Genomic DNA, 22536 nt, shown 5'->3' on the forward strand with positions numbered 1-22536 from the left:
GCTGTTTGAAATTCGTAAGTTTTGCTTTGTACTTTGTTAGACAGGAGGGCAACTGAACCTAGAGTTTTGTAGACCAAAGGCTGCTAAAATGAAACTCGTCAAAGACCGGCTGCTCATGGTGTTTTTTCTCATGGGCTTTGTTAGCCTCTCAATGAGTCAAACCAAAGAGGGAGGTGTTGGCCCAATTCATTTCAATGGGAATGTCTCAATTGGCTACAAGACTTTCGGTTGGAACCTGAGCTTGATTTACAGTTTTAGAACTATCCTCCAAAAAGAGAAATGAGATGCTCAGCAGTTGGTCAGAATGGTTTGAATATTATAAATTTCTAGTCATGAAAAGTGCGGAATCGTTAGAAGAGTTTTACAAAAGAAAGTTTCAGTGGGTGCCTGAGCAAATTAGGAAAGACATTGGGCACTTCAATCTTTTTAGGTTAAAACCGGACTTTTGTGGTTTTGAAAGCGTGCCTTACAGGAGGCGCGATTTCTATAAGGTGTTGCTCATGAAAGGGCATAGTAGGGTACACTATGCCGATAAGGTTTTTGAGGTGAAAAACTATGCATTGTCTTTCTCTAACCCCAAGATTCCTTACAAATGGGAGCATATTGAACCCATGGAAGAATGCACCTATTGCATCTTTAGTGCCGATTTTTTTCACCAATTCGGGCATTTTCAGGACTACGAGGTGTACCAACCCAATGGCACACATGTGTTCGAGCTCTCAGAGGCTCAGGCGGCTGAGGTACGGGCTGTATTCAATAGAATGGAGGAGGAGTTTAATTCGGAGTATAAATACAAATACGATCTGGTGCGAAATCAGATTTTTGAGCTACTCCATTATGCGCTCAAACTCCAGCCATCGGAACAGTTAGATGCGCGGCCTGTAAACGCTTCCCGAAGAATTGCCATGCTTTTTATGGAGCTTTTAGAGAGACAGTTTCCGCTCGATGAGCCCAATCAGTATGTGGCCATGCGCTCTGCCTCTGAGTTTGCCAGGCAACTGAATGTGCATGTAAATCATCTCAACCGGGCCGTTAAAGAAACCACAGAGAAAACCACCACGCAGCTCATTACCGAGCGCATTATGCAAGAGGCAAGGGTGCTGCTAAAGCAAACCTCATGGTCGGTTTCCGAAATTGCCTATTCACTAGGCTTCAAGGAAGTGACTCACTTCAATAACTTCTTTAAAAAGCATCAGGAATTAAGCCCATTGAAGTTTAGAAACTCGTAAGTTTTTGATGGTCTGGCTGGGTTGTCAGCTTATTGATTGTCGTTTCTTAGAACCCATAAATAGTTGCAGGCTATTTTTCGTAGACTTCAGGTTGATGTTTGTCCTGAAAAATCAATCCTTCATCGATACTGTTTGATTTTCGTAAGTGCCTGTTTGAAATGCTTAAGTTTAATTACCTTAATGAAGGTATACTGCATCTTAAAACCATCATAAGAATTATATATGGCTAGTTTTCAATTACAAATTAATGGCGAAAACCGAGCGGTAAACGTAGACCCAAATACCCCATTACTATGGGTGTTGCGTGACCACCTCAGTTTAAAAGGAACCAAATACGGCTGTGGAATTGCTCAGTGCGGAGCTTGCACAGTGCACCTTAATGGAACGGCCGTTCGTTCGTGTTCCATACCCGTCTCGGCAATTGGTAATCAGCCAATTACAACCATTGAGGGACTTTCTGAAAATGGGGATCACTCGGTACAAAAAGCCTGGGTTGAATTAGATGTGGCCCAATGTGGTTATTGTCAGCCGGGACAAATGATGAGTGCCGCAGCTCTGCTAAAGGCCAACCCAAACCCTACCGATGAGCAAATTGCTTCTTCTCTCAATGGCAATCTGTGCCGTTGTGGTACCTACCTAAGAATAAAACAGGCCGTAAAAAAAGCAGCAACCCTTTAATGCCAAAAAGATGAGTAGAACAGAATCGAAACTAAGCCGCAGAAATTTTTTGAAATCTTCAGCATTGGCCGGAGGAGGCTTGATGATCAGTTTTAGCTGGTTGGTTAGCTGCAACTCTAAACGTGAGGAGGCCCTGGGCTTGCCCGAGGAGTGGTTTGAACTGAACGGGTTTTTAAAAATTGGAGATAATGGACTGGTAACTATTATGGCTCCTAATCCGGAGTTCGGCCAAAATGTAACCACCTCACTACCAATGATTATTGGTGAAGAACTGGATGTAGATTGGAACAAAGTAATTGTAGAACAGGCCAAGTTTAATACCGATGTATTTACAAGACAGTTTGCCGGAGGTAGCCAGTCCGTAAGGCAGGGATGGGTAAACGGGCTAAGAGAAGCCGGAGCCGCAGCTAAGTATATGTTAAAAGAGGCTGCTGCAAAACAATGGGGCGTTTCTGCAAGCGATATTACAACCAAAGAAGGAGTGCTTTCTCATGTGGCCAGTGGAAACTCTGCAGGCTATGGCGAAATGGCTTCTCTGGCGGTGGGTATAGAAATACCCGAAACGCTCGAACTCAAAAAACCATCTGAGCTTACACTGGTGGGTACAGCTCGAAAAAATGTAAGAGGAAAAGATATTGTGACCGGTAAGCCCATGTTTGGGATAGACTACGAAGAGGAGGGCATGCTCATAGCCATGATTATACACCCTCCAGCCTTTGGTATGCGATTGAAATCTTTTGATGCCACCACTGCCAAACAGATGAGCGGAATTAAAGAGGTATTTACCATTACTTCTTTTCCCAACGATGAGCCTAGAGGGTACTTTAGCACCGATGCTTTTACTGAAACAGTGGTAGTGGTTGGAAATACCACATGGGAAGTAATGCAGGCCAAAAAGGCAGTGAGAGTGGAGTGGGAACAGAGTCCGGCTACACAGATTACCACCGCTGGGTTTGGAGGAACCCAACAGGTTACCGTTCCTGCGGGTCTCGAAAACAGTACAGATCATTACAGACTCATGCAGCAAATGGCTGCCAGGCCCGGCAGAATAGAAAGGAGAGATGGTAATCCGGAGGCGGCATTCAAAAAAGCTGCGAAGGTAATTGAGCGTACCTATACTGCACCTTTTTTGGCGCACAATGCCATGGAACCGATGAATTTTTTCGCCCGTGTTACGGATGATATGGTTCATCTGGCAGGTCCGTTGCAAGCTCCTGAATTTGCTGAACAGGCTGTGGCCAATCGCCTGGGCGTACCATTGGAAAAAGTAGATATTAAGATGACCCGAATGGGAGGTGGTTTTGGCAGAAGGGCCTATGACCATTATGTAGTAGAAGCTGCTTTAATTTCCCGACACATGAAGGCCCCCGTAAAACTGGTGTATACCCGGGAAGACGATATGACCAATGGAATTTATCGTCCGTCTTACCATGCCACCTACAGAGCTGCCTTGGATGAAAACAATAACCTCATTGCCTTTCATGCCAAGGCCGGAGGTATTCCTGAGAGTCCACTACATGCCAACAGGTTTCCTGCCGGAGCAGTGGAAAACTATCTGGCGGAATCGTGGCAAATCGATTCGAACATAACGGTGGGAGCTTTCCGGGCTCCGCGGTCTAATTTTATTGCCGGTGCAGAGCAGTCGTTTTTAGACGAAGTAGCTGAGGCGGCAGGTAAAGACCCTATTGAGTTTAGGTTAGAATTATTAAAAAGGGCTAGAGAAAACCCTGTTGGCGATAGAAACGACTATGAGGCCGATCGGTATGCAGGGGTATTGGAGCTGGTTAGGGAAAAGTCTAATTGGGATCAGCCGGAAGAAGGAGTATCGCGAGGTGTTTCTGCCTATTTCTGTCATAATAGCTATGTAGCTCATGTGCTGGATGTAGAAATGGAAGGAGGCGAACCGAGAGTTAAGAAGGTAACTTGTGCGGTAGACTGCGGAATTGTAATAAACCCATTGGCGGCCGCTAATATGGTTGAAGGAGCGGTAGTAGATGGCATAGGTCATTCACTTTACAGTTATTTAACCTTCAACAACGGGGCAACTGAACAGAATAACTTTAATAGGTACCGAATGATTCGGCATAGCGAAGCTCCTGAAACTATTGATGTGCATTTTGTTAAAAATGATATTGCACCTACAGGCCTGGGAGAACCTCCCTTTCCGCCTGTATTTGCTGCAGTTGCCAATGCCCTGTACAAGGCCACAGGTAAAAGACATTACAATCAACCTTACATGGTACAACAGCAGATTTCCTTGGGTTAATTTCTACTTGATAGTTCAGCAATCGAAAGAGGGTGTTTCAAAAGCCAGGTCAGCCTTGCCCTAAACTTGCCTGTCTGTCGGTAAACAAGTTCAGATTGACGAGTTTTAATGCTTTTGAGATGCCCTCTTATTTTGTCCTCACCCTAAGGCTCTTGCACAGCTAAACGAAGGTTGCTAAGTTTTTCAGGGTCGAGAACATGGTAAAGGTGCTCAATCTGCCCAAACCTATTGATTTCAAATACCTGGCAAAGTTTTAGGTTAGAAGGGGTCCAATAGAGAAGGGCAGGAAAGTGATTGACTACGGTTGGAGTAATGGTGCACTCTTTGAGAAATCGTTCATAGACCGTAAACAGCAGTTGCGCCACCTCTTGCGCACCTTGAGCCACCCGGGCCAGAACTTTAAGTCCTGAACCACCATCGGCCCTGAACCCTATGTCTTCTTTGAGTACCTGCTCCAATGCTTTCAGGTCTTTGTTTCGAATGGCGGTGAGGTAATGGGCCAGAATGGCCTCCGTTCCCGGTAGTTTCACAGGTTTAACGGCATGTTTTTGCCTCAGGCCGGAGAGTTTCTTTTTAGCCCTGCTTAAGAGCTGTCGTGTGTTTTCAGTACTTTGCCCCAAAAGCTCAGCCGTTTCTTCATGCTTATAGCCAAAAGCTTCTTTCAGTATGAATACAGCCCTTTCTTTAGCCGTGAGGTGGTTGAGTAGCGTAAGCATGGCATACGACAAAACCTGTTGATTATTTACTGTTTCTTCGGCTGAAGCCAACACATAAGGTTCGGGCAACTGATTGTTAAGCTGTTCATTTTTAAGCTTTTGTTCCTTGATGTTGATGGAACGGTTAATCACCGATTTTATAAGATAGTTTTTACTATCAGGATATTGCCCCCGGGTACTACTGAGCTTAGTAACCACATCTTGAATGGCATCTTTGGCATCTTCTACAGAACCCAAAATGTTATATGCATAGGGAAAGAGTAATTGCTGATAGTTGTTCATTTGCTTTTGCAGGCCGAAAGGTAAATCCAAACAATAAAAAAGAGTTGAAGCGGAATTCTGAACCATAGGTAGTTTATTCCGGGACCATCCAATGCTCCGGTTTGATAGTTTAACCCTTGCATGGCTGCGTTTATGTTGGCCGGCAGTACCAGAAGCAAAAAGGCAATAAGCAACCAGCCGGTAGTTTTAGCATATTTTCGGCTTAAAAGGCCCAGAGCAAATACAACCTCAAGTGCACCGGTGAGGTAAACCAACAGCTTTCTGGCCGGTAAAAAGTCAGGAATCATTTGGGCCATTCCCGAGGGAAAAAGAAAATGGCCTATGGCCGAAAAGACAAGCATGGCAGCCATGGCCCACCGACCGGAGGTGCGGAGTCTCCAATTATTCTTTACCCTTTTTAACCCGAGGGCGAGCAGTAGAAACGACCCTAATAGTACGATAAGTGGAAGCATAGGAGCCTAGCGATCTAGGGTTGCGGTTAGTGTTAGGCCCACAGAGAAGTTCCTGGGCAAGTGATGTACTCCAAAAATGGCTCTTGAGTGAGTTCCTTTTGTTCCCAGCAGAGTTAGTAACAATTCAGAAGCACCATCCACAACTTTAGGACCATCATCCCAAGTTTCAGAAGCCTGAAAGTATGCGTCTATGTGGTTGATACCTTCCAGTCTGTCTATGCCCACTTTATAATGAAGCTGCGAAACAGCGTTGAGGGCGGCCAGTTGCATCGCTTTATAACCATCTGCTGTAGAAAGCTCTTTGCCCAGCCTTCCCTGAAAAAGGTATTCCCCATCTTTAATAGGAAATTGAATGGCAAGGTAGATTATGTTTCCACGGATATTCACCGATTGATAGGCGCCTCCCGGGGTAGAGGGTTGAAGCAATTCAAAGCCTTTGGATAGAGCAAATTCGTTAAAGTTCATTAGTAGAGTTTTGTTGTGAATGATTTTCTATAGCATTTGGTTCACCCGGAAGAGGGGCTTTCAATGCTTTTATAGCCAGATAGGCTATCCATAAAAAATAAAATGTAAACCCTAGGCGCTGTCCCAGGCCGGGCATATCGCCACTTCTAAGAAAACCGCTGAGTATGGAGAGCCAGGCCAGTGCCAGCGATGGACCAGTGGCTTTTTTCCAGTAGTAATGCTTTTTTAAAACAATGGGCAGAGTGAAGGCGGCAATCATAAAAGCAATAAAACTACCTATACTACCCACAGTGTGCAGTAGCATGGTAGCTGAGGAACGCTCTTCAAAATCGCCCGGAAAAATACCGGAAAAGGTCATCAGTATACCGGAAAGAGCTAGACTCACCAATACTATTTTGGCGGTACTTTGTCCTTTTATGTGCCGGTAAAGTCCGAGGGCAAACAGGGCTATAAGCAGGCCGGTGAGGCCATAACCAAAAATGTTCCACCACCATTTATAGGGAGCGTCTACATCGCCCAATTCACTAATGGCATTGGTCAGGTGGCTGTATTCAGGCCTTAAGGTCGAAAGAGTTAGGTAAGTGACTAAGAAGAGCAGTGGAGCAAAAAGCCCTGCAAGCGCATACTTTTTCATGGAAGGTACACATGGTTTAACATTGGCAACTGGACGGTGTTGAAATTTCAGTGATTTTTTGAGGGACTCCCGCCTGACAACATTGGCTGATCATTTTTCCGAGCTTCTTTCTGCCGCGTTGTATCTTGGATCTGAGTGTCACGTAGTTCATTCCCAGTTGTTCGGCAATTGTTTTTTGTGGCTTGCCCTCTAATTCTGACCAGACCATGATGTTTCGAAGATCGGTCGGTAACTGCTCCATAAATGGTCTGATGCATCGGTTCAGGTGATCGAAAGAGGCCTCATCGGCTTCCACCGGAAAATCTGGCAGTTCGTTTTCCGGTAATGGACTGGTGATGTGCTTCTTGCTTCTGTAATAATCAATCACAGTGTTTCGGGCAACGGTATAAATCCAGGCTTTCACATGGCTAATCTCTTCCAGGTTGCTTTCTGCAATTTTACAGAAGACCTCTTGTGTGAGGTCTTCTGCGTCTTCTGTCTGATTCACCTTGCTTTTTACAAAGCGCAGTATGTCTGAATATAGCGAGTGTGCCAGAGCACTGGTATTAAGCAAATTGTCTTGATTCTTTGCCATAGTATGGTTTTTTGAACTAACAGCAGGCAAAATCTGCCTGATTTTTAGAACGACTTTGAGCCGGATCGCAACATGGGCTTCCGTCTTTTGGTGGAGCACAGCAGGGTTCGGACGGTGATTGCTTGCTCTTTGGAGAAGCCGAAGAGCAGCATGAGTTTTGACTGGTTTTAACGGTTTTATGTTTCATGGGGATGGCGTTTGTTTCATGTTTTTCATCACCTATTTTGAGGTAGCTGATGTACAATTGATATAAATACTTAGGTATCTGGAATGAGTTTAGTTTTTAACCTGTGCAGTAATGTCTGTAAGAGGAGGGCTAAAGTCTTCAAAGGCCAATTCGAAATTTACCTTCCTTCCAATTTTTTCTATTACCCCGGTTTTTTCTACCATTTCCTGATAGGTATCGTAACAAAGGAGGGCTTTTTTCATGGCCTCCACGTCTTCATTGGCTAGTGGTACAACCACATCAATCAGTGCCTCTTCAGTTAGCTTAAGCCGTGGCCAGCCATTACTCATAAAGGTGGGTTCACCGGAGTCTGGCATGGTGAAAAAGGCCAGACGCTTTAAGTAATGAGCCCCTCTATCACGCATTTGTAAGAAGACTCGTTTTACCACGGCATGAGTCACAATATGATCGTGAAAGCCGCTGGCACCATGTACCGGGTAGGTAACTACCACATGAGGCTCAATTTTTTCTATGCAACGGCTCACTTCTTTCTCCAAAATCCTTGGGTCAAGTTCTTTAAGCCCGCTGTCTGGATAATCGAGTACCTCCATGGAGCTTAGCTTTAGACTCTCTTTAACCTTGAGCATTTCTTTATACCTCACTTCGCCCATTTGGTCTACGTTGAGTCCTAGTTTATGGCGTACCTGAGTGGCGCCTCCCTTGGTGAGTGTAAGTAAGTGCACCTCATGGCCTCCGGAAACCTGTTGGTGTATGGCTCCAGCCGGACCAAAAGATTCGTCATCGGGGTGAGGAAAAATATAGAGTATTTTCATTTTAATTGGTTTTGTCGTGACCATTAATGCTTTCTTTTGCCGTATCAGACGAACATGTTTTAAAATGATGCATACCTGCCGAGTCTTTCTTCTATTTTTTTTGTGAGGTCTTTAAGAGTATAGAACGTCCTTTGGCAATGGCTCTGCTTCGCTGCTCGTTCCAGAGAACACATTGGGCGTGAATAAGCTGATTACCTTTCTTGTCTATAATGGCTTCTGCAATAATGTGGTCATTCACTGCGGCCGCACTCATATATTCAATAGTGTTGCTGAGTGTATTGTAAAACTCCGGCTCGCCCAGTGAGAATACAGCACAGCCGATTGCATCGTCTATAATGGCGGCCGACATGCCTCCGTGCAATATGCCCATTGGGTTGGTCATTTCGGCTCTTATCAGGTACTGAAAATGGGCTTCTCCTTCTGCCACATGCAATAGGGTAGGATTGAACCACCGCATTAACGGTGATGGTGAGTTTTTGGCTTTCTGGCCCACCTGCTGGCGCAAAAATTCAAGTGCTTTGTTCATATTTATCTATAGGGTTTCTATTAAAATGGCTGAGGCACCGCCTCCACCGTTGCAAATGGCGGCTATGCCCCGGTGGCCGGCCTCTTGCTTTAAAACCGAGAGGAGGGTGGTGGCTATTCGGGCCCCTGAGGCTCCCAATGGATGGCCTAGAGCTATCGCTCCTCCATACCGGTTAATTTTACGCTCCGGGATGTCTAGAATTTGGGCGTTAGCCAAAACAACAGAAGCATAAGCTTCATTAATCTCAAAAAAGTCGATATCGCCAATGGAGAGTTGTTTTTGTGTCAGTATCTGTTGAATGGCCAGGGCAGGGCTTGTGGAAAAATCTTCAGGTGCTTGCTCGGCATCGGCATAAGCCACGAGTTTACCAATAGGTTTTAGTCCATACTCCTCTACCAATTGGGCAGAAGCCAGAAGCAAAGCTGCAGCACCATCATTAAGGTTACTGGCATTGGCAGCGGTAATGGTGCCATTTTCTTCGAACGTAGCTCGCAATTGAGCTACTTTTTCTTCTTTAAGTTTAAAGATATCTTCATCGCTGGTCACAGGGTCTTTACCCTTGCCGGGAATTGGATCAATAGCTATAATTTCCCGGTTGAACTTTCCCGACTTTGTAGCACTTAGAGCTTTTTGGTATGATGCTATGGCGTATCTATCCTGAGCAGAACGGCTAATGCCATACTTTCTTACTGTTGTTTCTGCCGCATTCCCCATATGGTAGCCATGGTAGGCGTCTGTCAACCCATCTTTTAAAAGACCGTCAGTAAAAGAGAAGTGGCCAAACTTGTGGCCGGAGCGTAAGGGAGCATAGAACGGTACATTGCTCATGCTTTCGGCCCCAACTGCCACCACGAGTTGACTTATGCCCAACTGAATTTCCTGAGCTGCCAGGTGTATGGCCTTCATGCCGGAAGCACATACCTTATTGATGGTTGTAGTGCGGGTGGTTTGTGGCAATCGGGAAGCCAATGCTACTTGCCGTGCAGGAGCCTGCCCCAGATTGGCAGAGAGTACATTGCCCATAAAAAGGCTTTGTACCTGTTGTTTGAGTTCGGCCTGTGAGTGGAATAACGAGTTGGTCACTTCAGCCCCTAAATCTATAGCTGTCATTGCCGACAAAGCCCCCAGAAAACCCCCAATGGGTGTTCGCTTGGCTTCTATGATGAATACTTCCGGTAGCATATATGACTTATTTTGACCTGGTGAGTTTTCTGAGAATGGCCAGATGACCAAAAATTACTATTGGAACTACAATGCCCGGAAGCAGCACATAGGGAAAGTAAAGTACTGCCAGGTTGGGTTGATCGAACGAGAGTTGTTGTATGGGGGAAGGGATAGAAAGTATTCCGGTAGTTACTACCTGTATGACCAACAAAAGGGCTACAATATTCCATGCCATCAGTGCTTTTGTGCCTATCCGTTTTTTGCGGAAACCATAATAAGCAATGAAAGGCGCAGATAGACCTGACAGTATATCAAAATTTCGACCTTCGAACGACATAGACTCCGGCATGGCCTTGTGTATGACCAGGCCCAGAATTACAAACTCAACGGCTACCCGTATGGTAAAGAGGTAGGTATAGGTTTCCGGATTTACAGCGTCTAACACGGTTTTACCCCGCTGGGTAGTAAAGGCCAGAATTACGGCTATAACGCTGGGTAGTAGCACCGCCAGAAACCGAGGTGGTAGAGAGTCGGTTGCCAGAAAGAAACCGGATAGTGAAAGAATTGACTGCACCGCAAGGAGTACTAAAACTATAAGGATTGCAGGACGCTTAAAAGCTACGGATTTGAGAAATAGGAATACCGTTACTACGGTAATTAGAACAAATCCGATTTGGAGGTAAGTTGGTGTTTCCATAGATGTATATACAAGTATTTATATAAAAATTTAAGAATTGAATTTCTTTACAGATTCAATGATTCCGTCTAGTGCCTGAATTTGATAGTTGCCCAAGTGGGCTGCCATCTTTTCATGCACTTTAGACCAGACCGGTGCTATCTTTTCCAGTAGAGTCAGGCCCGATTCGCTGATAGAGAGCTCGCTGGCCCGTGGATCGTCCTCACTTTTTTGTAGGCTAATCCATCCGTTACCAAGGAGTTTCTTAATGTCTCTGCTTATGGTTGACTGGTCTAAGACCAGATAATCTGCAATTTGGCGCTGGCTGATGCCTGGTTTTTTTCCAATGACAAACAGAATAGAGAGCATACTGCCTTTAAGACCAAACTGCGCCAACTCCTGTTGATAGATAGCATCCATAAGCTTGTGAAGTCTCCTTACTTTGGAATTCAGGCAAAGGTGGGGCTGTATGGTTTCAAAATTTGGTAATGCCGAATTGCTCATGGCGCAAAGTTATAATAAATAGTTGTATATGCATGTATATTGTAATAGAAATCTCTGATTATTAAGTCAGAATAGATGGGGGTGTTTCACCAGGTTTATGCCCGGCTTATGAGCAGAGCAAGGGTGCAGAAACCAAAAGCACGAGTCGTGCTCTTGAGTTTTCCGTACCCTTTTGGATTAGACAACAACAAGTTTCCTGTTTGTGCCTTGGCTGCTCAGGTTTTCTTGATGAGCTCTATTCGACATTCTATGCGCACCTCTCTGCCAATCGAAAGTCCTCCTGCCTCAAGAAATGAATTGTATTTTAGTCCGTAATCGTATCGGTCAATTTCGCCCCATAGCTTAAGTCCTGCACGTGTGCCTCCCCATGGGTCGGCCACAATACCACCAAACTGTCCTTCAAAGACTACTTTTTTGGTAATGCCATGCATAGTAAGCCATCCACTAACCTTGTATTTATTTTGATTTATTTTCTCAAACTTTTCGCCTTTAAAGGTTATGGTAGGGAATTGTGCGGCATTGAAGAAGTCTTCGCTTCTCAGGTGGTTGTCGCGCTCTTCGTTGGCCGTATTAATACTCTTCGTTTGAATGACCACCTCAAATTTGGCATCTGTAAAATCTTCTTTGTCGGCCCTTATCGATGCGGTATAGCTATCGAACTGGCCCACAGTTTCTGATATTACCAGATGGTCAATGGAAAAGCCAATGGAAGAATGGGTAGGGTCTATTTGCCATTCCGTAGTTTGTGCCTGGGTATATTGAATCGCTACAAGGCACTGTGCAATCAAAAGTAGTTTTATTCTTCTTTTCATAAGTAGCGGGTTTAGTTGGCGTAATAGAATTTTTCTCTAATAATCAGTCCATCTTTCCACTCCTGAACAGAAACCTGGGTATAGTTTCTTAAGCCCCATTCTTTGTGGGTATAGTCGTAGTGCCATTCTACCATGCTCACTCCTTCACCCACCGTTACCTTAAGGGGGTTAGCCCCTCTAAACTCAGTAATGTTGGCAAAGAACTCTTCTTCTCTTGTTCTGTTGGCTGCTTTGCCCACAGTGGGAGGAAGGTCGTTTTCTTGCATTACCACGTCTTCGTGGTAGTATTTCTCAAAGGCTTCCATGGCTTTGCCTTGGAGTACCAGGTCGTTTAAATCGCTGATTTTATCTAGTAATGTTGCCATAATTTTATTGATTTTGTTAGGCAACAAAGTTCTGCCCGGGGGCATGACAAGGCATTAAACTAGATTAGAAAAGAAGGTTAAACTAGTTTAATCTAAGTCTTACTGTTCCAGAATGAGCTGATTCCTGATTTTACTCAAAAATTCTTTGGTAATGCCCAGGTAACTGGCAATCATGTATTGAGGTACACGCTGCTCAATGAGGGGGTAGTCTTGTCTGAATTTGAGGTAACGCTCTTTGGCCGTGAGACTATAGCTCCTTACTAAGCGCCTTTCGGAGGCCACATAGGCACGCTGCAAGATGATTCGAAAGAAACGTTCCATTTTAGGAACCTGCAAGTATAGGTTTTCGAGGTTGGTATGGGAAAATTGAATAACCTTTGTGTTTTCAAGGCATTGCACGTTATAGTGTGCGGGAGTTTGTGTGAGAAAGCTCCCGAGGTCGGCTGTCCACCAGTTTTCAATGGCAAACATAACGGTATGCTCCTGGCCTTTTTCATCAACATAGAATGTGCGCAGACAGCCTTCAACCACAAAACTTTCGTGTCGGCATACATCGCCTTGTTGCACTACAAACTGTCCTTTGAGGTAATTTCTTAAGGAGGTGTGTTTTTGAATGATTTCTACCTCTTGCGGCTCTAGTTCTACAAACTTTTGCATGTAATCTATCAATGGGACAATATCCATTTGCTTGTCGATTATTCTGTTTTCATTATAGGGTTACCCACTTAAGTCTCAAGAAGTGGATTTCTGAACCTTGCTTCTATTTGTGTCTTCACAAATGGTTGTTAAAAGACACTGTGAGGACACAGCTTGTGGCTTGTATACCGGATCTAACAAATGCGGTCTAAATGAGTAACCCTATAAAATTATAACTTGTCTTGTGCTATTTACTCTCGTTACATGTATCCCTCAAAGATGTATATAAAGTAATTGTCGACTTTGTGTCAACTTATCAGGATGGGACAGATAAAACGAAAAAGCCCCGGCAATTGTACCGAGGCTTTTATCTATTTATTCTATGTACTAATATCTAAGTACTAACAGGCGATTACATCATGCCGCCCATTCCTCCGCCACCCATTGGAGGCATTGGAGCAGCTCCTTCTTTTTCTGGCTCCTCTGCTACCACACACTCGGTAGTCAATAGGAGAGAAGCAATAGAAGCAGCGTTCTCAAGGGCCAGGCGGGTAACTTTTGTAGGATCGATTACACCGGCAGCAATAAGGTTTTCGTATTTATCTTCTCTGGCGTTGTAACCGTAGTCAGCCTTACCATTTTTCACTTCGTTTACTACTACAGAGCCTTCGCCACCAGCGTTGGCCACAATAGTTCTCAACGGAGCTTCTACAGCCATTCTGATGATGTTTACACCAGTAGCTTGATCTTCGTTATCCACTTTCACTTTATCCAAAGCAGCAGCAGCTCTAATCAAAGCTACACCACCACCGGCAACCACACCTTCTTGTACGGCAGCTCTGGTAGCGTGCAATGCATCGTCTACTCTGTCTTTCTTCTCCTTCATTTCTACCTCAGTAGCGGCACCAATGTAAAGGATAGCCACACCACCAGAAAGCTTAGCAAGTCTTTCTTGCAATTTCTCTCTGTCGTAGTCAGAAGTAGTGTTTTCGATCTGAGTCTGGATTTCTTTAACTCTGGCTTCGATGTGAGCAGGATCGCCAGCACCATTTACAATAGTGGTGTTGTCTTTGTCGATGTTCACTTTTTCTGCAGTACCAAGGTACTCAATGGTAGCGTTTTCCAGCTTGTAACCTCTTTCTTCAGAAATTACAGTACCACCGGTTAGAACGGCAATGTCTTCCAACATCGCTTTTCTTCTGTCGCCAAAGCCTGGAGCTTTCACGGCAGCAATTTTCAGCGAACCTCTGATTTTGTTTACAACAAGGGTAGCAAGAGCTTCACCGTCTACATCTTCTGCAATGATCAACAATGGCTTGCCTGACTGGGCTACGGGCTCAAGCACAGGAAGCAATTCTTTCATTGAAGAAATCTTCTTGTCGTAGATCAAGATGTATGGGTTCTCCAACTCAGCTTCCATTTTCTCTGTGTTAGTCACAAAGTATGGAGAAAGATAACCTCTGTCGAATTGCATACCTTCCACTGTTTTTACTTCAGTTTCAGTACCTCTTGCTTCTTCAACAGTGATTACACCATCTTTACCAACTTTTTCCATGGCATCGGCAATCATTTGACCGATTTCCTCATCGTTGTTGGCAGAGATAGTACCTACTTGTTTGATCTCTTTAGAGTCTTTTATTTCTTTAGACTGGGCTTTTAGCTCAGATACTACAGTAGCAACGGCTTTGTCGATACCTCTTTTAAGATCCATTGGATTGGCACCGGCAGCCACGTTTTTAATACCTGCACCAAAAATGGCCTGAGCCAATACAGTAGCAGTGGTAGTACCGTCTCCTGCGCTGTCGGCAGTTTTTGAAGCTACTTCTTTTACCAATTGTGCACCCATGTTTTCGATTGGCTCTGAAAGCTCAATTTCTTTAGCTACAGAAACACCATCTTTAGTTACAGTTGGGGCACCGAATTTTTTGTCGATTATTACATTTCTACCTTTAGGACCTAAGGTTACTTTCACAGCGTCTGCCAAAGTATCAACACCTTTTTTCAAACGATCTCTGGCATCATTACGAAAGAATAAATCTTTAGCCATGTCTTTATAATTTTTGGGTTTTCAGTTTTAAGATTAAGAATTGATGATTGCAAAAATGTCAGACTCCTTCATGATCAAGTAGTCTTTTCCTTCAACAGTGATTTCAGTACCGGCATACTTGCCATAAAGCACGGTGTCACCTGTTTTCACTGTAAGAGGCTCATCCTTCTTGCCGTTACCGGCTGCTACAATAACACCTCTTTGAGGCTTCTCTTTTGCAGTGTCAGGAATGATGATACCTGAAGCAGTTTTTTCTTCAGCAGCAGCAGGCTCAACCAGAACTCTATCTGCTAGTGGAGTAATGTTAACTTTAGACATTTTTCTTATTGGTTTAAGAGTTTGATTCAAAAATTTACAGTCGCCCTTATTGCACTTTGTGTGCCAATTGCAGATTGTGAACTTTTGGCAGACAAGCAGCGTCAGCCCTGTCAGTATCTGTGTCTGCTCATTGCCTGTTGTCAGTTATTATATGACAGATTTTCACGCTTTGCTCGTTTATTCTCTTTGAAGGCTGCTCAGAAGGTGTTATCTTCTGTGTCAAATAAATCGTATTAATCTGTCAGATTAATGGTTTACGAACATTCCAATTGGCACGTCATCCCCGGGTTTATTTCTGGGGGAGAATTAAGTGGCCAGGTCTGCTACCTAAACAGGCTTGTCTGTTGGCCGACCAGCTGAGCATAACGTGCAGGATGTTTATTAGTAATGGTATTAAACTTTTCATCTATGACACAATTAAAAAAAGACTGGATCACCGATGGGCTAATAGATTTTGAGTATAAGAAGTATGTGCTATTGGCCTATCTCAAGCATGTGGAACAAAATTTTGACAAAACCAGACTCTTTCCTTTTCTAACCGAGCTTATTGAGCATTATAAGGATGCCAAAATGCTAAAGGATAAAAAGAAAACCATTCGCTCCGAAATGCCTAAAGAAATTTCACGGTTAGACCTTAGCAAGCTGGAAATCATTTATAAGGAATTGGATGAAGAAAAAGATTTGCTGAAAGACATTGAGGAGATTGTGGATTATGCCATTCCTACCATGGAGCGTACCCTTGGCAAGGGTAAGGAGCTGCATGAGTGGGTGGAGTCTGAGCTCAAAATAGACCCAATTGGTATAATACCCATGTACAAAGATGAGGGCTATGTAATGCTTGAAGTAGGAGACTCTAAACTCACCAGTGTGTTTCAGTATCAGGTAAAGAAGTTCATTATGTTCAATGAACAGATGAGAGGAGTATACTTTAAGTTTATCGACAATATTGCCAGAGGGGTGGGAGATACGTTTGAACAAATAAAACTTAGACTCATTAAAACCTACAAAACCTTACCCAATCCGGCTACATTCCTTATTCATGGAGGGCTTCCTTTGCCGCTGGAAGAAACGCTGATACCCATGAGTAAGAAATTGGTACTGAAAACCATACATCAGCTCTGATTTGCACGGTCAGAACCGTTCGGGCATAGAGTTCTCGGTTTATAACGAGTAATTTTTTAGATTAAGAATCAATTTTTTCAACTAAAACTAATCCTGCGAACACTATGCCCGCACTCAGACATCTCCTGACTATTTTTTTGTTGTGTCTTGTGGCCGCTAGCTGCCAAACCCATAACACTACCATTGAGCTTTTTAACGGAGAAAACCTGGATGGTTGGACCAATAATGGCGAAGAGTTATGGTATGTGGAAAATGGAGAGCTGGTTTGTGAGAGCGGCCCTCAAGCTCAGTATGGTTACCTGACCACCAACGAATACTACAATGATTTTGAACTGACGCTTGACTTCAAACAAGAAGCCAATGGTAACAGTGGAGTTTTTATTCGCTCTACTGTAGAAGGAACTAAAGTGAGTGGATGGCAGGTAGAAGTGGCTCCTCCAGGCAATAATACGGGTGGAATTTACGAGTCTTATGGTAGGGGCTGGCTCATTCAGCCGGAGCCCGAAAAAGATAGCGCCCTGAAAATGGGAGAGTGGAATACCATGAAAATAAGGGTGGTTGGCGATGAAGTTACCTCATGGCTCAATGGTACTGAAATGGTTCACCTGAAAGACGAGAAAATCGGGGCTGGTAAAGGCTCTATTGCCCTGCAAATTCATGATGGAGGAGGAATTAAGGTTAGATGGAAGAACATAAAGCTCAAAAAAATCAAATAACAAACTCCAAATCTCAAGCATCAACCCGAGGCATCTGGCCATTAAACGATTAACAAATAACCATTAACGATTAACTGAACTAACCCAAACATGAAACGAAATTACCTATTCGTACTACTAGCTGCAGGTGTCTTTTCCTGTGGTTCCGGCTCCAAAACAGAAATTGCGGAAACATCAAATACACAGGATGATGGCTGGATTTACCTTTTTGATGGTACCAGCACAGAGGGCTGGCGGGCTTATAATGGCGAGGAGCTTCCGCCACAATGGACAATTGATGAAGAGGGTGCTCTAACCTTTGATACAGAAAAACGACTAGAAGAAGATTGGCAGGGAGGAAAAGACATCATTTATGCTGCTGAGGAGTTCGATAATTTTGAGCTTTACCTGGAATGGAAGCTACCCGAGGGTGGCAACAGCGGTATCTTTTATCATCTCAAAGAAAACGAACCGGGAGGCCCTCCGGAAATATCTCCAGAGTACCAGCTTTTAGACGATTTAGGTTGGGAAAGAATTAATAATGCCACCTTAGAAGAATGGCAGAAAACCGGTGCCGACTATGCCATGTACCCACCCGATACTACTCAAAAAATTGTGAAGCCGGCAGGGGAGTGGAACACATCCAGAATACTGTTTACCCCCCAAAAAGTAGAACATTGGCTCAACGGAAAGAAGATTGTTGAGTTTGTGCCCTGGTCAGACGATTGGTATGAGCGTAAAGCAGCCGGTAAATGGAAAAGTTCTCCCAAATACGGATCGTTTAAGTCAGGCTATATCGGCCTTCAGGACCACGATAGCCCCCTATGGTTCAAGAATATTAAGATCAGAAAATTGTAATACACTGCTTTAGGACTTTTCATTCCAAGGCAAAAGGGTAGGTCAGATTCTTCGACTCTGCTCAGAATGGAAAAGAATTGTTGCCTACAACTCAAAGAAAGAATTATGAATAAAAGAGATTTTTTAAAGAGTGCTGCGTTGTTTACAACTGCATCGGTTTTACCCACTTCTGTATGGGCTATGGGCCAAACAGATAAACTAAGGACTGCCCATATTGGAGTGGGAGGAATGGGCATGGAAGACCTCAAAGCCGTTTCTTCACACTCATCGGTAGAAGTGGTAGCTCTTTGCGATGTAGACGCGAATAATCTGGCAGCGGCCAAGGCGCTTCATCCAAATGCCAGAACTTTCAGCGACTATAGAACGATGCTTAACGAAATGAGCAGTGGAATTGATGCAGTAGTGGTTTCAACTCCTGACCACACTCATGCACCCGCCTCTATGATGGCTATGAATATGAACAAGCCCGTGTATTGCCAGAAACCACTTACCCACCATGTAACTGAAGCCAGGGCAATGAACAAACTAGCTGCCGAAAAAGGGCTGGTTACGCAAATGGGCATTCAAGTGCACTCGTTTTACGACTACAAGCTGGCCACGGAGTTGATTCGCTCAGGAATAATAGGAAAAGTTAAAACTGTAAGAGCCTGGTCTCCCAAAAACTGGGGCTATGATGGTCCTGTTCCTGAAGGTAGTGATCCTGTTCCTTCAACACTCGATTGGAACCTATGGCTGGGAACCTCTGCCGAAAGACCTTATAAGGAGGGCTTTTATCATCCCGGAAACTGGCGTAAACTGGTAGACTATGGTTGTGGAACATTGGGCGATATGGGCGTTCATATATTCGATACACCATACAATGCGCTGGCATTGGATATTCCTAAAACCATTAAAACGAAATGTAGAAAGCCCAATGGCTTTGGTTTTCCAGAGCACAATACAGTAACCTATGAGTTTCCCGGAACGGCCTATACTACCAAGAAATTTAAATGGGTTTGGTACGATGGTGAAGGGGCACCAAAAGCGCACAAAGACCTGAGACTTCCTAATAATGATCAGCTTCCCGATCAGGGAGCCATGTTTGTAGGCGAAAAAGGAAAGCTGCTATTACCTCATTTTATGCAGTTGCCACGGCATATTGTAGATGGACAATACGTAGATCTGGACCTTGAAAAGTTTAAGTATGTGGGAGAACCGGTGAGAAACTATGAGCAGGAAGGTAAGAAGCATTACCATCAGTTTGTAGATGCCTGCCTGGGTAAAGGACAAACCACGGCTCCTTTTTCGTATGCTGCCCGACTCACAGAAACCATACTTTTAGGAGTGATAGCCGGAAGATTCCCTAATAAAAAACTGCATTGGGATAGTAAGAAGGCGCGTTTTAGAGAAACTGCTGCCAATGCCTTTCTCGACTCTCCGTATCGCAATTTTTAAGAAGCCCTTTCTGGTTAAAATAAAGAAGCCCGAACATAACTGCTCGGGCTTCGCTGTATTTTAAGCTATAAGTTACTGCTGCTCAGTGGTATCGGTAGGGATAGTGCCAATGGTAGAAGAAACAGTATCAGGAGCTATAGTCTCAGACTGTACACTACCACCTCCCTGGCTCTGCTGGGCGGCATCAATGTTAGGGCTGGTAAAGCCACTGGCTCCCCGGTCGATCATTAAACTCGATGAGAGGCTAAAAACAATAAGTGCAACAATAAACACCCAGGTTGCTTTCTCCAAAATGTCGGTGGTTTTCTTAACACCGATGATCTGTTGGGCTCCTCCGCCACCAAACTGGCTTGACAATCCACCGCCTTTTGAGTTTTGCATCAGGACGATGAGAATTAGCAATACTGCTACTATGATTGCCAAGATGATGAATAACTTAAACATTCTATTCCGACTTTAATTTTTCAATTTGGGTGGCAAAGTAAGTGCTTTTTTCAGGAAACTTCAAACGCAGCTTTTCATAAATGTCAATTGCTCGTTTTCGCTTGCCTTGTTTCACCATTAGTTTTGCCAAAGTTTCTGTTTCAAAGTCCTCATTGTGCCTTATAGACTTACTGGCCAAATCTTCCAGACCATTGGCACCTTCAGAGTCCGCAAGTTTTTGCCGATCTATCTGAGGTTCGTTTTGAATGAACTTTTCGATTAGCTCAATCTGGTTTTTTCGTTTGCTTTTCGATTGTTTGGGCGCTTTCTCAGTGGCGCCATTTTCTTCATCGATGGGGCGGCCCGAAAGCAAGGCTTCAATGCGCCTTTTGGCTTCTTCTATTTCTTTAATGTCTCGCTCAATGGTTTCGGGAGCCACAACAGGAGAGGGCTGCTTCTTTGTGGTTTCAGGCACAGGAGCTGGTGCTGCCTTTTGTTCTTTGCCGGTGGCATGGCTCTCCGCTTTTGCAGGAGCAGAAGCTGAGGGCGCAGCATGCGTGGTTTGGGCAGCGGTCTCTTGTTCAACTACCTCTTTTTCTTTAAAAGCATAGTCGCCTTCAATAATTTCTTTTAAATGGGCTCTGTTGGCAGAGTAGATAGCAGCCTTTTTTATGAAAGCTTCGGTTTTAGGGTGTTGCCTGTCTCTGAGTGCTTTGGCCACTACCACATATAGACTCTGAAAATACGGGTATTTCTTCCGGTATTCATTCAGTGCTTTAATGTCGGCATTGGTGACCTTTGAGGGGTCTTTTAGCAAGGTATTGAAGCGCTCTCGATCCACTTTACACGCAGTTGAATGACGAAAATAGAAGGAAATTTACCATTGGGCAACCGAGGCTTGGAAAATGTCGAAATATAAAGCTTCAAATATTTCTTCAACTAAGTCGTCTTCAACAGCATTTAGGGTAGTAGAGGCCGGATCATAATCGGCATAAAAAGTAAAGAGACGCTGAAAGCTTTCTTCTTCTTTCTTGGTGTTGTTGAAAACTACCTGTACACCTATAGACAATCGCATGAGGCCGGTACCATCGGCTCTCGTATTACTACCGGAAGAGCTTATGGCCTGAGGTGCCACCCGATAGTCAGAAATACTGCCTTCGAACTGCAGGTCGCCCTGGCTATTGACTACTTCGAGTTTGGTTCTGCGCTGAAAGTAGTCTTTGAGGCCTTCTGTAAAGGTTTGCGCCATGTTGGGAGGGCCTTGTCCTACTTCGTTAATAAAGTTGGCTATGCTTACGGTTTTGGTAGTGCTATAATCAATAGAGGCACCATCGAAGGAGTATATGCCGCAACCTATAAACAACAGGCATAGGGGCAGGAGAAGCCACTTAGTCAATTTCATATTGCTTAATCTTTCGGTAGAGAGTACGCTCAGAAATGCCCAAATCTTGTGCCGCGTATTTTCGCTTATTGTTATTTTTTCTTAAAGCCTTAATAATCAGTTCCTTTTCTTTTTCCTCAATGCTCAACGATTCGTCCTCTTCATGGGTAATGTCGTGTACGTTTTCATAGTCATAGGTGTCATCGTCATTGTCGGTAGACTTAATGAAGATCGGTTCACTGAAGTCCTTTTGGGCAACTTCCTGAGGCAGTGAGGGAGTGTTTTCCAGGTTGCCAAAAAGATTGGGATTTTCTTTAATTACACTCGTGTCTACATGTCCGTTTTCAATCAGATCATGAACGAGCTTTTTCAGGTCGTTCATGTCTTTTTTCATATCGAACAGCACTTTATACAGCAGGTCTCTCTCATTGAGATTTTCCGATTTTTCTGAAAAACCTCCCTTGTAAATGGCTGGAAGACTAGAGCCTTGCTGGGGAATGTATTTGAGCAATGTTTCGGCCGAAATGATTCGGTCCATTTCTAAAGCCGACATTTGTTCAACCAGATTCTTGAGCTGACGAATGTTTCCGGGAAAGCGATACCTTAGTAATACCTGCTTGGCATCTTCAGTAAGCTTTATGCTCTCTACCCGGTATTTTTCTGCAAAATCTGAAGCAAATTTTCTAAACAGCAGGTCTACATCGTTGCCTCTTTCTCGCAAAGGCGGAACGTAAATGGGTACTGTGCTTAGGCGATAGTAGAGGTCTTCTCTGAATTTTCCTTTTTCAACAGCCTCTAACAGATTCACGTTGGTTGCAGCCACCACACGCACATCGGTTTTTTGAGTTTTGGAAGACCCTACCTTAATAAACTCTCCGTTTTCCAGCACCCGTAAAAGCCTTGCTTGGGTTTGCAAAGGCATTTCGCCAATTTCATCGAGAAAAATGGTTCCTCCATTGGTTACCTCAAAATAGCCTTTTCTCGATTCGTAGGCTCCCGTAAAAGAGCCTTTTTCATGGCCAAAGAGTTCAGAGTCTATGGTGCCTTCCGGAATTGCTCCGCAGTTTATGGCAATAAATTTTCCGTGTTTTCGGGCACTGAGCTGATGTATGATTTTGGAGAAGGATTCTTTACCACTACCACTTTCGCCAGTAATGAGCACGGTCATGTCGGTAGGTGCCACCTGTGCTGCCACCTGTATGGCATGGTTGAGCTTGGGGCTGTTACCTATTATTCCAAACCGTTGTTTTATACTCAAGTATTCGTTGCTACTCAATGTT

27 protein-coding genes are annotated in these 22536 nt (G+C 44.1%); 8 read left to right on the top strand and 19 right to left on the bottom strand.

Translation table 11 applies throughout. The features are described 5' to 3' along the window. The first annotated feature begins 88 nt into the window (after window positions 1-88). The 4 genes from IE164_RS09020 (at window position 89) to IE164_RS09035 (ending at window position 4173) form a co-directional block, all read left to right on the top strand. Window positions 89-283 carry a hypothetical protein gene (locus IE164_RS09020; protein WP_189629884.1) on the top strand — a complete coding sequence of 65 codons (195 nt, stop codon included), beginning with the start codon at window positions 89-91 and terminating at the stop codon, window positions 281-283. A gap of 49 nt (window positions 284-332) precedes the next feature. Further along, a complete protein-coding gene (locus tag IE164_RS09025) occupies window positions 333-1229 on the top strand; it encodes a helix-turn-helix domain-containing protein (protein WP_189629885.1) in 897 nt (298 codons plus the stop codon). A 222-nt stretch (window positions 1230-1451) separates the two neighbouring features. Continuing rightward, complete coding sequence (locus IE164_RS09030) at window positions 1452-1907, top strand: (2Fe-2S)-binding protein (RefSeq protein WP_189629886.1); 456 nt, start codon at window positions 1452-1454, stop codon at window positions 1905-1907. 10 nt (window positions 1908-1917) lie between these two features. Next, on the top strand, window positions 1918-4173 hold the full coding sequence (locus tag IE164_RS09035; RefSeq protein ID WP_189629887.1) for a xanthine dehydrogenase family protein molybdopterin-binding subunit: 2256 nt from the start codon (window positions 1918-1920) through the stop codon (window positions 4171-4173). Window positions 4174-4316: 143 nt separating this feature from the next. Here the strand turns inward: IE164_RS09035 and IE164_RS09040 are convergent, their stop codons facing one another. The 15 genes from IE164_RS09040 to IE164_RS09110 form a co-directional block, all read right to left on the bottom strand. Beyond that, window positions 4317-5171, bottom strand: coding sequence for a sigma-70 family RNA polymerase sigma factor (locus IE164_RS09040; protein WP_229838598.1), 855 nt, complete (start codon window positions 5169-5171; stop codon window positions 4317-4319). Continuing rightward, window positions 5168-5623 carry a DoxX family protein gene (locus IE164_RS09045; RefSeq protein WP_189629889.1) on the bottom strand — a complete coding sequence of 152 codons (456 nt, stop codon included), beginning with the start codon at window positions 5621-5623 and terminating at the stop codon, window positions 5168-5170. The genes IE164_RS09040 and IE164_RS09045 overlap by 4 nt, the downstream gene beginning before the upstream one ends. A 6-nt stretch (window positions 5624-5629) precedes the next feature. Beyond that, the gene (locus IE164_RS09050; protein WP_189629890.1) at window positions 5630-6088 is read right to left on the bottom strand and encodes a RidA family protein; all 459 of its coding nucleotides are present in this window, start codon (window positions 6086-6088) and stop codon (window positions 5630-5632) included. Next, the gene (locus IE164_RS09055; RefSeq protein ID WP_189629891.1) at window positions 6078-6722 is read right to left on the bottom strand and encodes a DUF998 domain-containing protein; all 645 of its coding nucleotides are present in this window, start codon (window positions 6720-6722) and stop codon (window positions 6078-6080) included. Before IE164_RS09055 ends, IE164_RS09050 begins: the two co-directional genes overlap by 11 nt. 16 nt (window positions 6723-6738) lie before the next feature. Beyond that, complete coding sequence (locus IE164_RS09060) at window positions 6739-7296, bottom strand: sigma-70 family RNA polymerase sigma factor (protein ID WP_189629892.1); 558 nt, start codon at window positions 7294-7296, stop codon at window positions 6739-6741. Between the two features lie 276 nt (window positions 7297-7572). After that, window positions 7573-8295: a PIG-L deacetylase family protein gene (locus IE164_RS09065; protein WP_189629893.1), complete on the bottom strand. Its 723-nt coding sequence runs from the start codon at window positions 8293-8295 to the stop codon at window positions 7573-7575. A gap of 91 nt (window positions 8296-8386) precedes the next feature. After that, window positions 8387-8821, bottom strand: a complete 435-nt coding sequence (locus IE164_RS09070) for a PaaI family thioesterase (protein ID WP_189629894.1) — start codon at window positions 8819-8821, stop codon at window positions 8387-8389. 6 nt (window positions 8822-8827) lie between these two features. Next, complete coding sequence (locus IE164_RS09075; RefSeq protein WP_189629895.1) at window positions 8828-10003, bottom strand: thiolase family protein; 1176 nt, start codon at window positions 10001-10003, stop codon at window positions 8828-8830. Between the two features lie 7 nt (window positions 10004-10010). After that, on the bottom strand, window positions 10011-10682 hold the full coding sequence (locus IE164_RS09080; RefSeq protein WP_189629896.1) for a DUF8737 domain-containing protein: 672 nt from the start codon (window positions 10680-10682) through the stop codon (window positions 10011-10013). Window positions 10683-10712: 30 nt separating this feature from the next. Further along, entirely contained in the window at window positions 10713-11165 is a 453-nt protein-coding gene (locus IE164_RS09085; RefSeq protein WP_189629897.1) for a MarR family winged helix-turn-helix transcriptional regulator, read from the bottom strand. 215 nt (window positions 11166-11380) lie between these two features. Beyond that, window positions 11381-11977 (bottom strand): YceI family protein, encoded by a 597-nt coding sequence (locus IE164_RS09090; RefSeq protein ID WP_189629898.1) that lies wholly within the window; start codon window positions 11975-11977, stop codon window positions 11381-11383. 11 nt (window positions 11978-11988) lie between these two features. Further along, window positions 11989-12342, bottom strand: a complete 354-nt coding sequence (locus IE164_RS09095) for a nuclear transport factor 2 family protein (protein WP_189629899.1) — start codon at window positions 12340-12342, stop codon at window positions 11989-11991. A gap of 99 nt (window positions 12343-12441) precedes the next feature. Further along, a complete protein-coding gene (locus IE164_RS09100; protein ID WP_189629900.1) occupies window positions 12442-13026 on the bottom strand; it encodes a Crp/Fnr family transcriptional regulator in 585 nt (194 codons plus the stop codon). Window positions 13027-13390: 364 nt separating this feature from the next. Next, window positions 13391-15025 (bottom strand): chaperonin GroEL, encoded by a 1635-nt coding sequence (gene groL / locus IE164_RS09105; RefSeq protein WP_189629901.1) that lies wholly within the window; start codon window positions 15023-15025, stop codon window positions 13391-13393. Between the two features lie 33 nt (window positions 15026-15058). Further along, window positions 15059-15343, bottom strand: coding sequence for a co-chaperone GroES (locus IE164_RS09110; RefSeq protein ID WP_189629902.1), 285 nt, complete (start codon window positions 15341-15343; stop codon window positions 15059-15061). Window positions 15344-15751: 408 nt separating this feature from the next. Between IE164_RS09110 and IE164_RS09115 the strand changes: the two genes are divergently transcribed. From IE164_RS09115 to IE164_RS09130, 4 genes are all read left to right on the top strand, one after another. After that, window positions 15752-16465 carry a hypothetical protein gene (locus IE164_RS09115; protein WP_189629903.1) on the top strand — a complete coding sequence of 238 codons (714 nt, stop codon included), beginning with the start codon at window positions 15752-15754 and terminating at the stop codon, window positions 16463-16465. Window positions 16466-16569: 104 nt separating this feature from the next. Then, complete coding sequence (locus IE164_RS09120) at window positions 16570-17181, top strand: 3-keto-disaccharide hydrolase (protein WP_189629904.1); 612 nt, start codon at window positions 16570-16572, stop codon at window positions 17179-17181. Window positions 17182-17271: 90 nt separating this feature from the next. Further along, complete coding sequence (locus IE164_RS09125) at window positions 17272-18018, top strand: 3-keto-disaccharide hydrolase (protein ID WP_189629905.1); 747 nt, start codon at window positions 17272-17274, stop codon at window positions 18016-18018. A gap of 105 nt (window positions 18019-18123) precedes the next feature. Further along, window positions 18124-19452 carry a Gfo/Idh/MocA family protein gene (locus IE164_RS09130; RefSeq protein WP_189629906.1) on the top strand — a complete coding sequence of 443 codons (1329 nt, stop codon included), beginning with the start codon at window positions 18124-18126 and terminating at the stop codon, window positions 19450-19452. Window positions 19453-19524: 72 nt separating this feature from the next. Here IE164_RS09130 and secG read toward each other — a convergent pair whose 3' ends face one another. From secG to IE164_RS09150, 4 genes are read right to left on the bottom strand one after another with little or no spacing between them, the layout of a single operon-like run. Beyond that, window positions 19525-19896, bottom strand: coding sequence for a preprotein translocase subunit SecG (gene secG / locus IE164_RS09135; protein ID WP_189629907.1), 372 nt, complete (start codon window positions 19894-19896; stop codon window positions 19525-19527). A gap of 1 nt (window position 19897) precedes the next feature. After that, window positions 19898-20716 (bottom strand): DUF8458 domain-containing protein, encoded by an 819-nt coding sequence (locus IE164_RS09140; protein ID WP_189629908.1) that lies wholly within the window; start codon window positions 20714-20716, stop codon window positions 19898-19900. Between the two features lie 36 nt (window positions 20717-20752). Then, window positions 20753-21277 (bottom strand): LPS assembly lipoprotein LptE, encoded by a 525-nt coding sequence (lptE, locus tag IE164_RS09145; protein WP_189629909.1) that lies wholly within the window; start codon window positions 21275-21277, stop codon window positions 20753-20755. Beyond that, a complete protein-coding gene (locus tag IE164_RS09150; RefSeq protein ID WP_189629910.1) occupies window positions 21264-22532 on the bottom strand; it encodes a sigma-54 interaction domain-containing protein in 1269 nt (422 codons plus the stop codon). The genes lptE and IE164_RS09150 overlap by 14 nt, the downstream gene beginning before the upstream one ends. Window positions 22533-22536: the final 4 nt, after the last annotated feature.

The sequence above is a fragment of the Roseivirga thermotolerans genome, from assembly GCF_014653175.1.
Lineage (GTDB): Bacteria > Bacteroidota > Bacteroidia > Cytophagales > Cyclobacteriaceae > Roseivirga > Roseivirga thermotolerans.

Bases quoted from the DNA above. Each gene is read 5' to 3' on its own strand.
- IE164_RS09020 (WP_189629884.1), top strand. From the start codon at position 89: ATGAAACTCGTCAAAGACCGGCTGCTCATGGTGTTTTTTCTCATGGGC.
- IE164_RS09025 (WP_189629885.1), top strand. From the start codon at position 333: ATGAAAAGTGCGGAATCGTTAGAAGAGTTTTACAAAAGAAAGTTTCAG.
- IE164_RS09030 (WP_189629886.1), top strand. From the start codon at position 1,452: ATGGCTAGTTTTCAATTACAAATTAATGGCGAAAACCGAGCGGTAAAC.
- IE164_RS09035 (WP_189629887.1), top strand. From the start codon at position 1,918: ATGAGTAGAACAGAATCGAAACTAAGCCGCAGAAATTTTTTGAAATCT.
- IE164_RS09040 (WP_229838598.1), bottom strand. From the start codon at position 5,171: ATGAACAACTATCAGCAATTACTCTTTCCCTATGCATATAACATTTTG.
- IE164_RS09045 (WP_189629889.1), bottom strand. From the start codon at position 5,623: ATGCTTCCACTTATCGTACTATTAGGGTCGTTTCTACTGCTCGCCCTC.
- IE164_RS09050 (WP_189629890.1), bottom strand. From the start codon at position 6,088: ATGAACTTTAACGAATTTGCTCTATCCAAAGGCTTTGAATTGCTTCAA.
- IE164_RS09055 (WP_189629891.1), bottom strand. From the start codon at position 6,722: ATGAAAAAGTATGCGCTTGCAGGGCTTTTTGCTCCACTGCTCTTCTTA.
- IE164_RS09060 (WP_189629892.1), bottom strand. From the start codon at position 7,296: ATGGCAAAGAATCAAGACAATTTGCTTAATACCAGTGCTCTGGCACAC.
- IE164_RS09065 (WP_189629893.1), bottom strand. From the start codon at position 8,295: ATGAAAATACTCTATATTTTTCCTCACCCCGATGACGAATCTTTTGGT.
- IE164_RS09070 (WP_189629894.1), bottom strand. From the start codon at position 8,821: ATGAACAAAGCACTTGAATTTTTGCGCCAGCAGGTGGGCCAGAAAGCC.
- IE164_RS09075 (WP_189629895.1), bottom strand. From the start codon at position 10,003: ATGCTACCGGAAGTATTCATCATAGAAGCCAAGCGAACACCCATTGGG.
- IE164_RS09080 (WP_189629896.1), bottom strand. From the start codon at position 10,682: ATGGAAACACCAACTTACCTCCAAATCGGATTTGTTCTAATTACCGTA.
- IE164_RS09085 (WP_189629897.1), bottom strand. From the start codon at position 11,165: ATGAGCAATTCGGCATTACCAAATTTTGAAACCATACAGCCCCACCTT.
- IE164_RS09090 (WP_189629898.1), bottom strand. From the start codon at position 11,977: ATGAAAAGAAGAATAAAACTACTTTTGATTGCACAGTGCCTTGTAGCG.
- IE164_RS09095 (WP_189629899.1), bottom strand. From the start codon at position 12,342: ATGGCAACATTACTAGATAAAATCAGCGATTTAAACGACCTGGTACTC.
- IE164_RS09100 (WP_189629900.1), bottom strand. From the start codon at position 13,026: ATGGATATTGTCCCATTGATAGATTACATGCAAAAGTTTGTAGAACTA.
- groL (WP_189629901.1), bottom strand. From the start codon at position 15,025: ATGGCTAAAGATTTATTCTTTCGTAATGATGCCAGAGATCGTTTGAAA.
- IE164_RS09110 (WP_189629902.1), bottom strand. From the start codon at position 15,343: ATGTCTAAAGTTAACATTACTCCACTAGCAGATAGAGTTCTGGTTGAG.
- IE164_RS09115 (WP_189629903.1), top strand. From the start codon at position 15,752: ATGACACAATTAAAAAAAGACTGGATCACCGATGGGCTAATAGATTTT.
- IE164_RS09120 (WP_189629904.1), top strand. From the start codon at position 16,570: ATGCCCGCACTCAGACATCTCCTGACTATTTTTTTGTTGTGTCTTGTG.
- IE164_RS09125 (WP_189629905.1), top strand. From the start codon at position 17,272: ATGAAACGAAATTACCTATTCGTACTACTAGCTGCAGGTGTCTTTTCC.
- IE164_RS09130 (WP_189629906.1), top strand. From the start codon at position 18,124: ATGAATAAAAGAGATTTTTTAAAGAGTGCTGCGTTGTTTACAACTGCA.
- secG (WP_189629907.1), bottom strand. From the start codon at position 19,896: ATGTTTAAGTTATTCATCATCTTGGCAATCATAGTAGCAGTATTGCTA.
- lptE (WP_189629909.1), bottom strand. From the start codon at position 21,277: ATGAAATTGACTAAGTGGCTTCTCCTGCCCCTATGCCTGTTGTTTATA.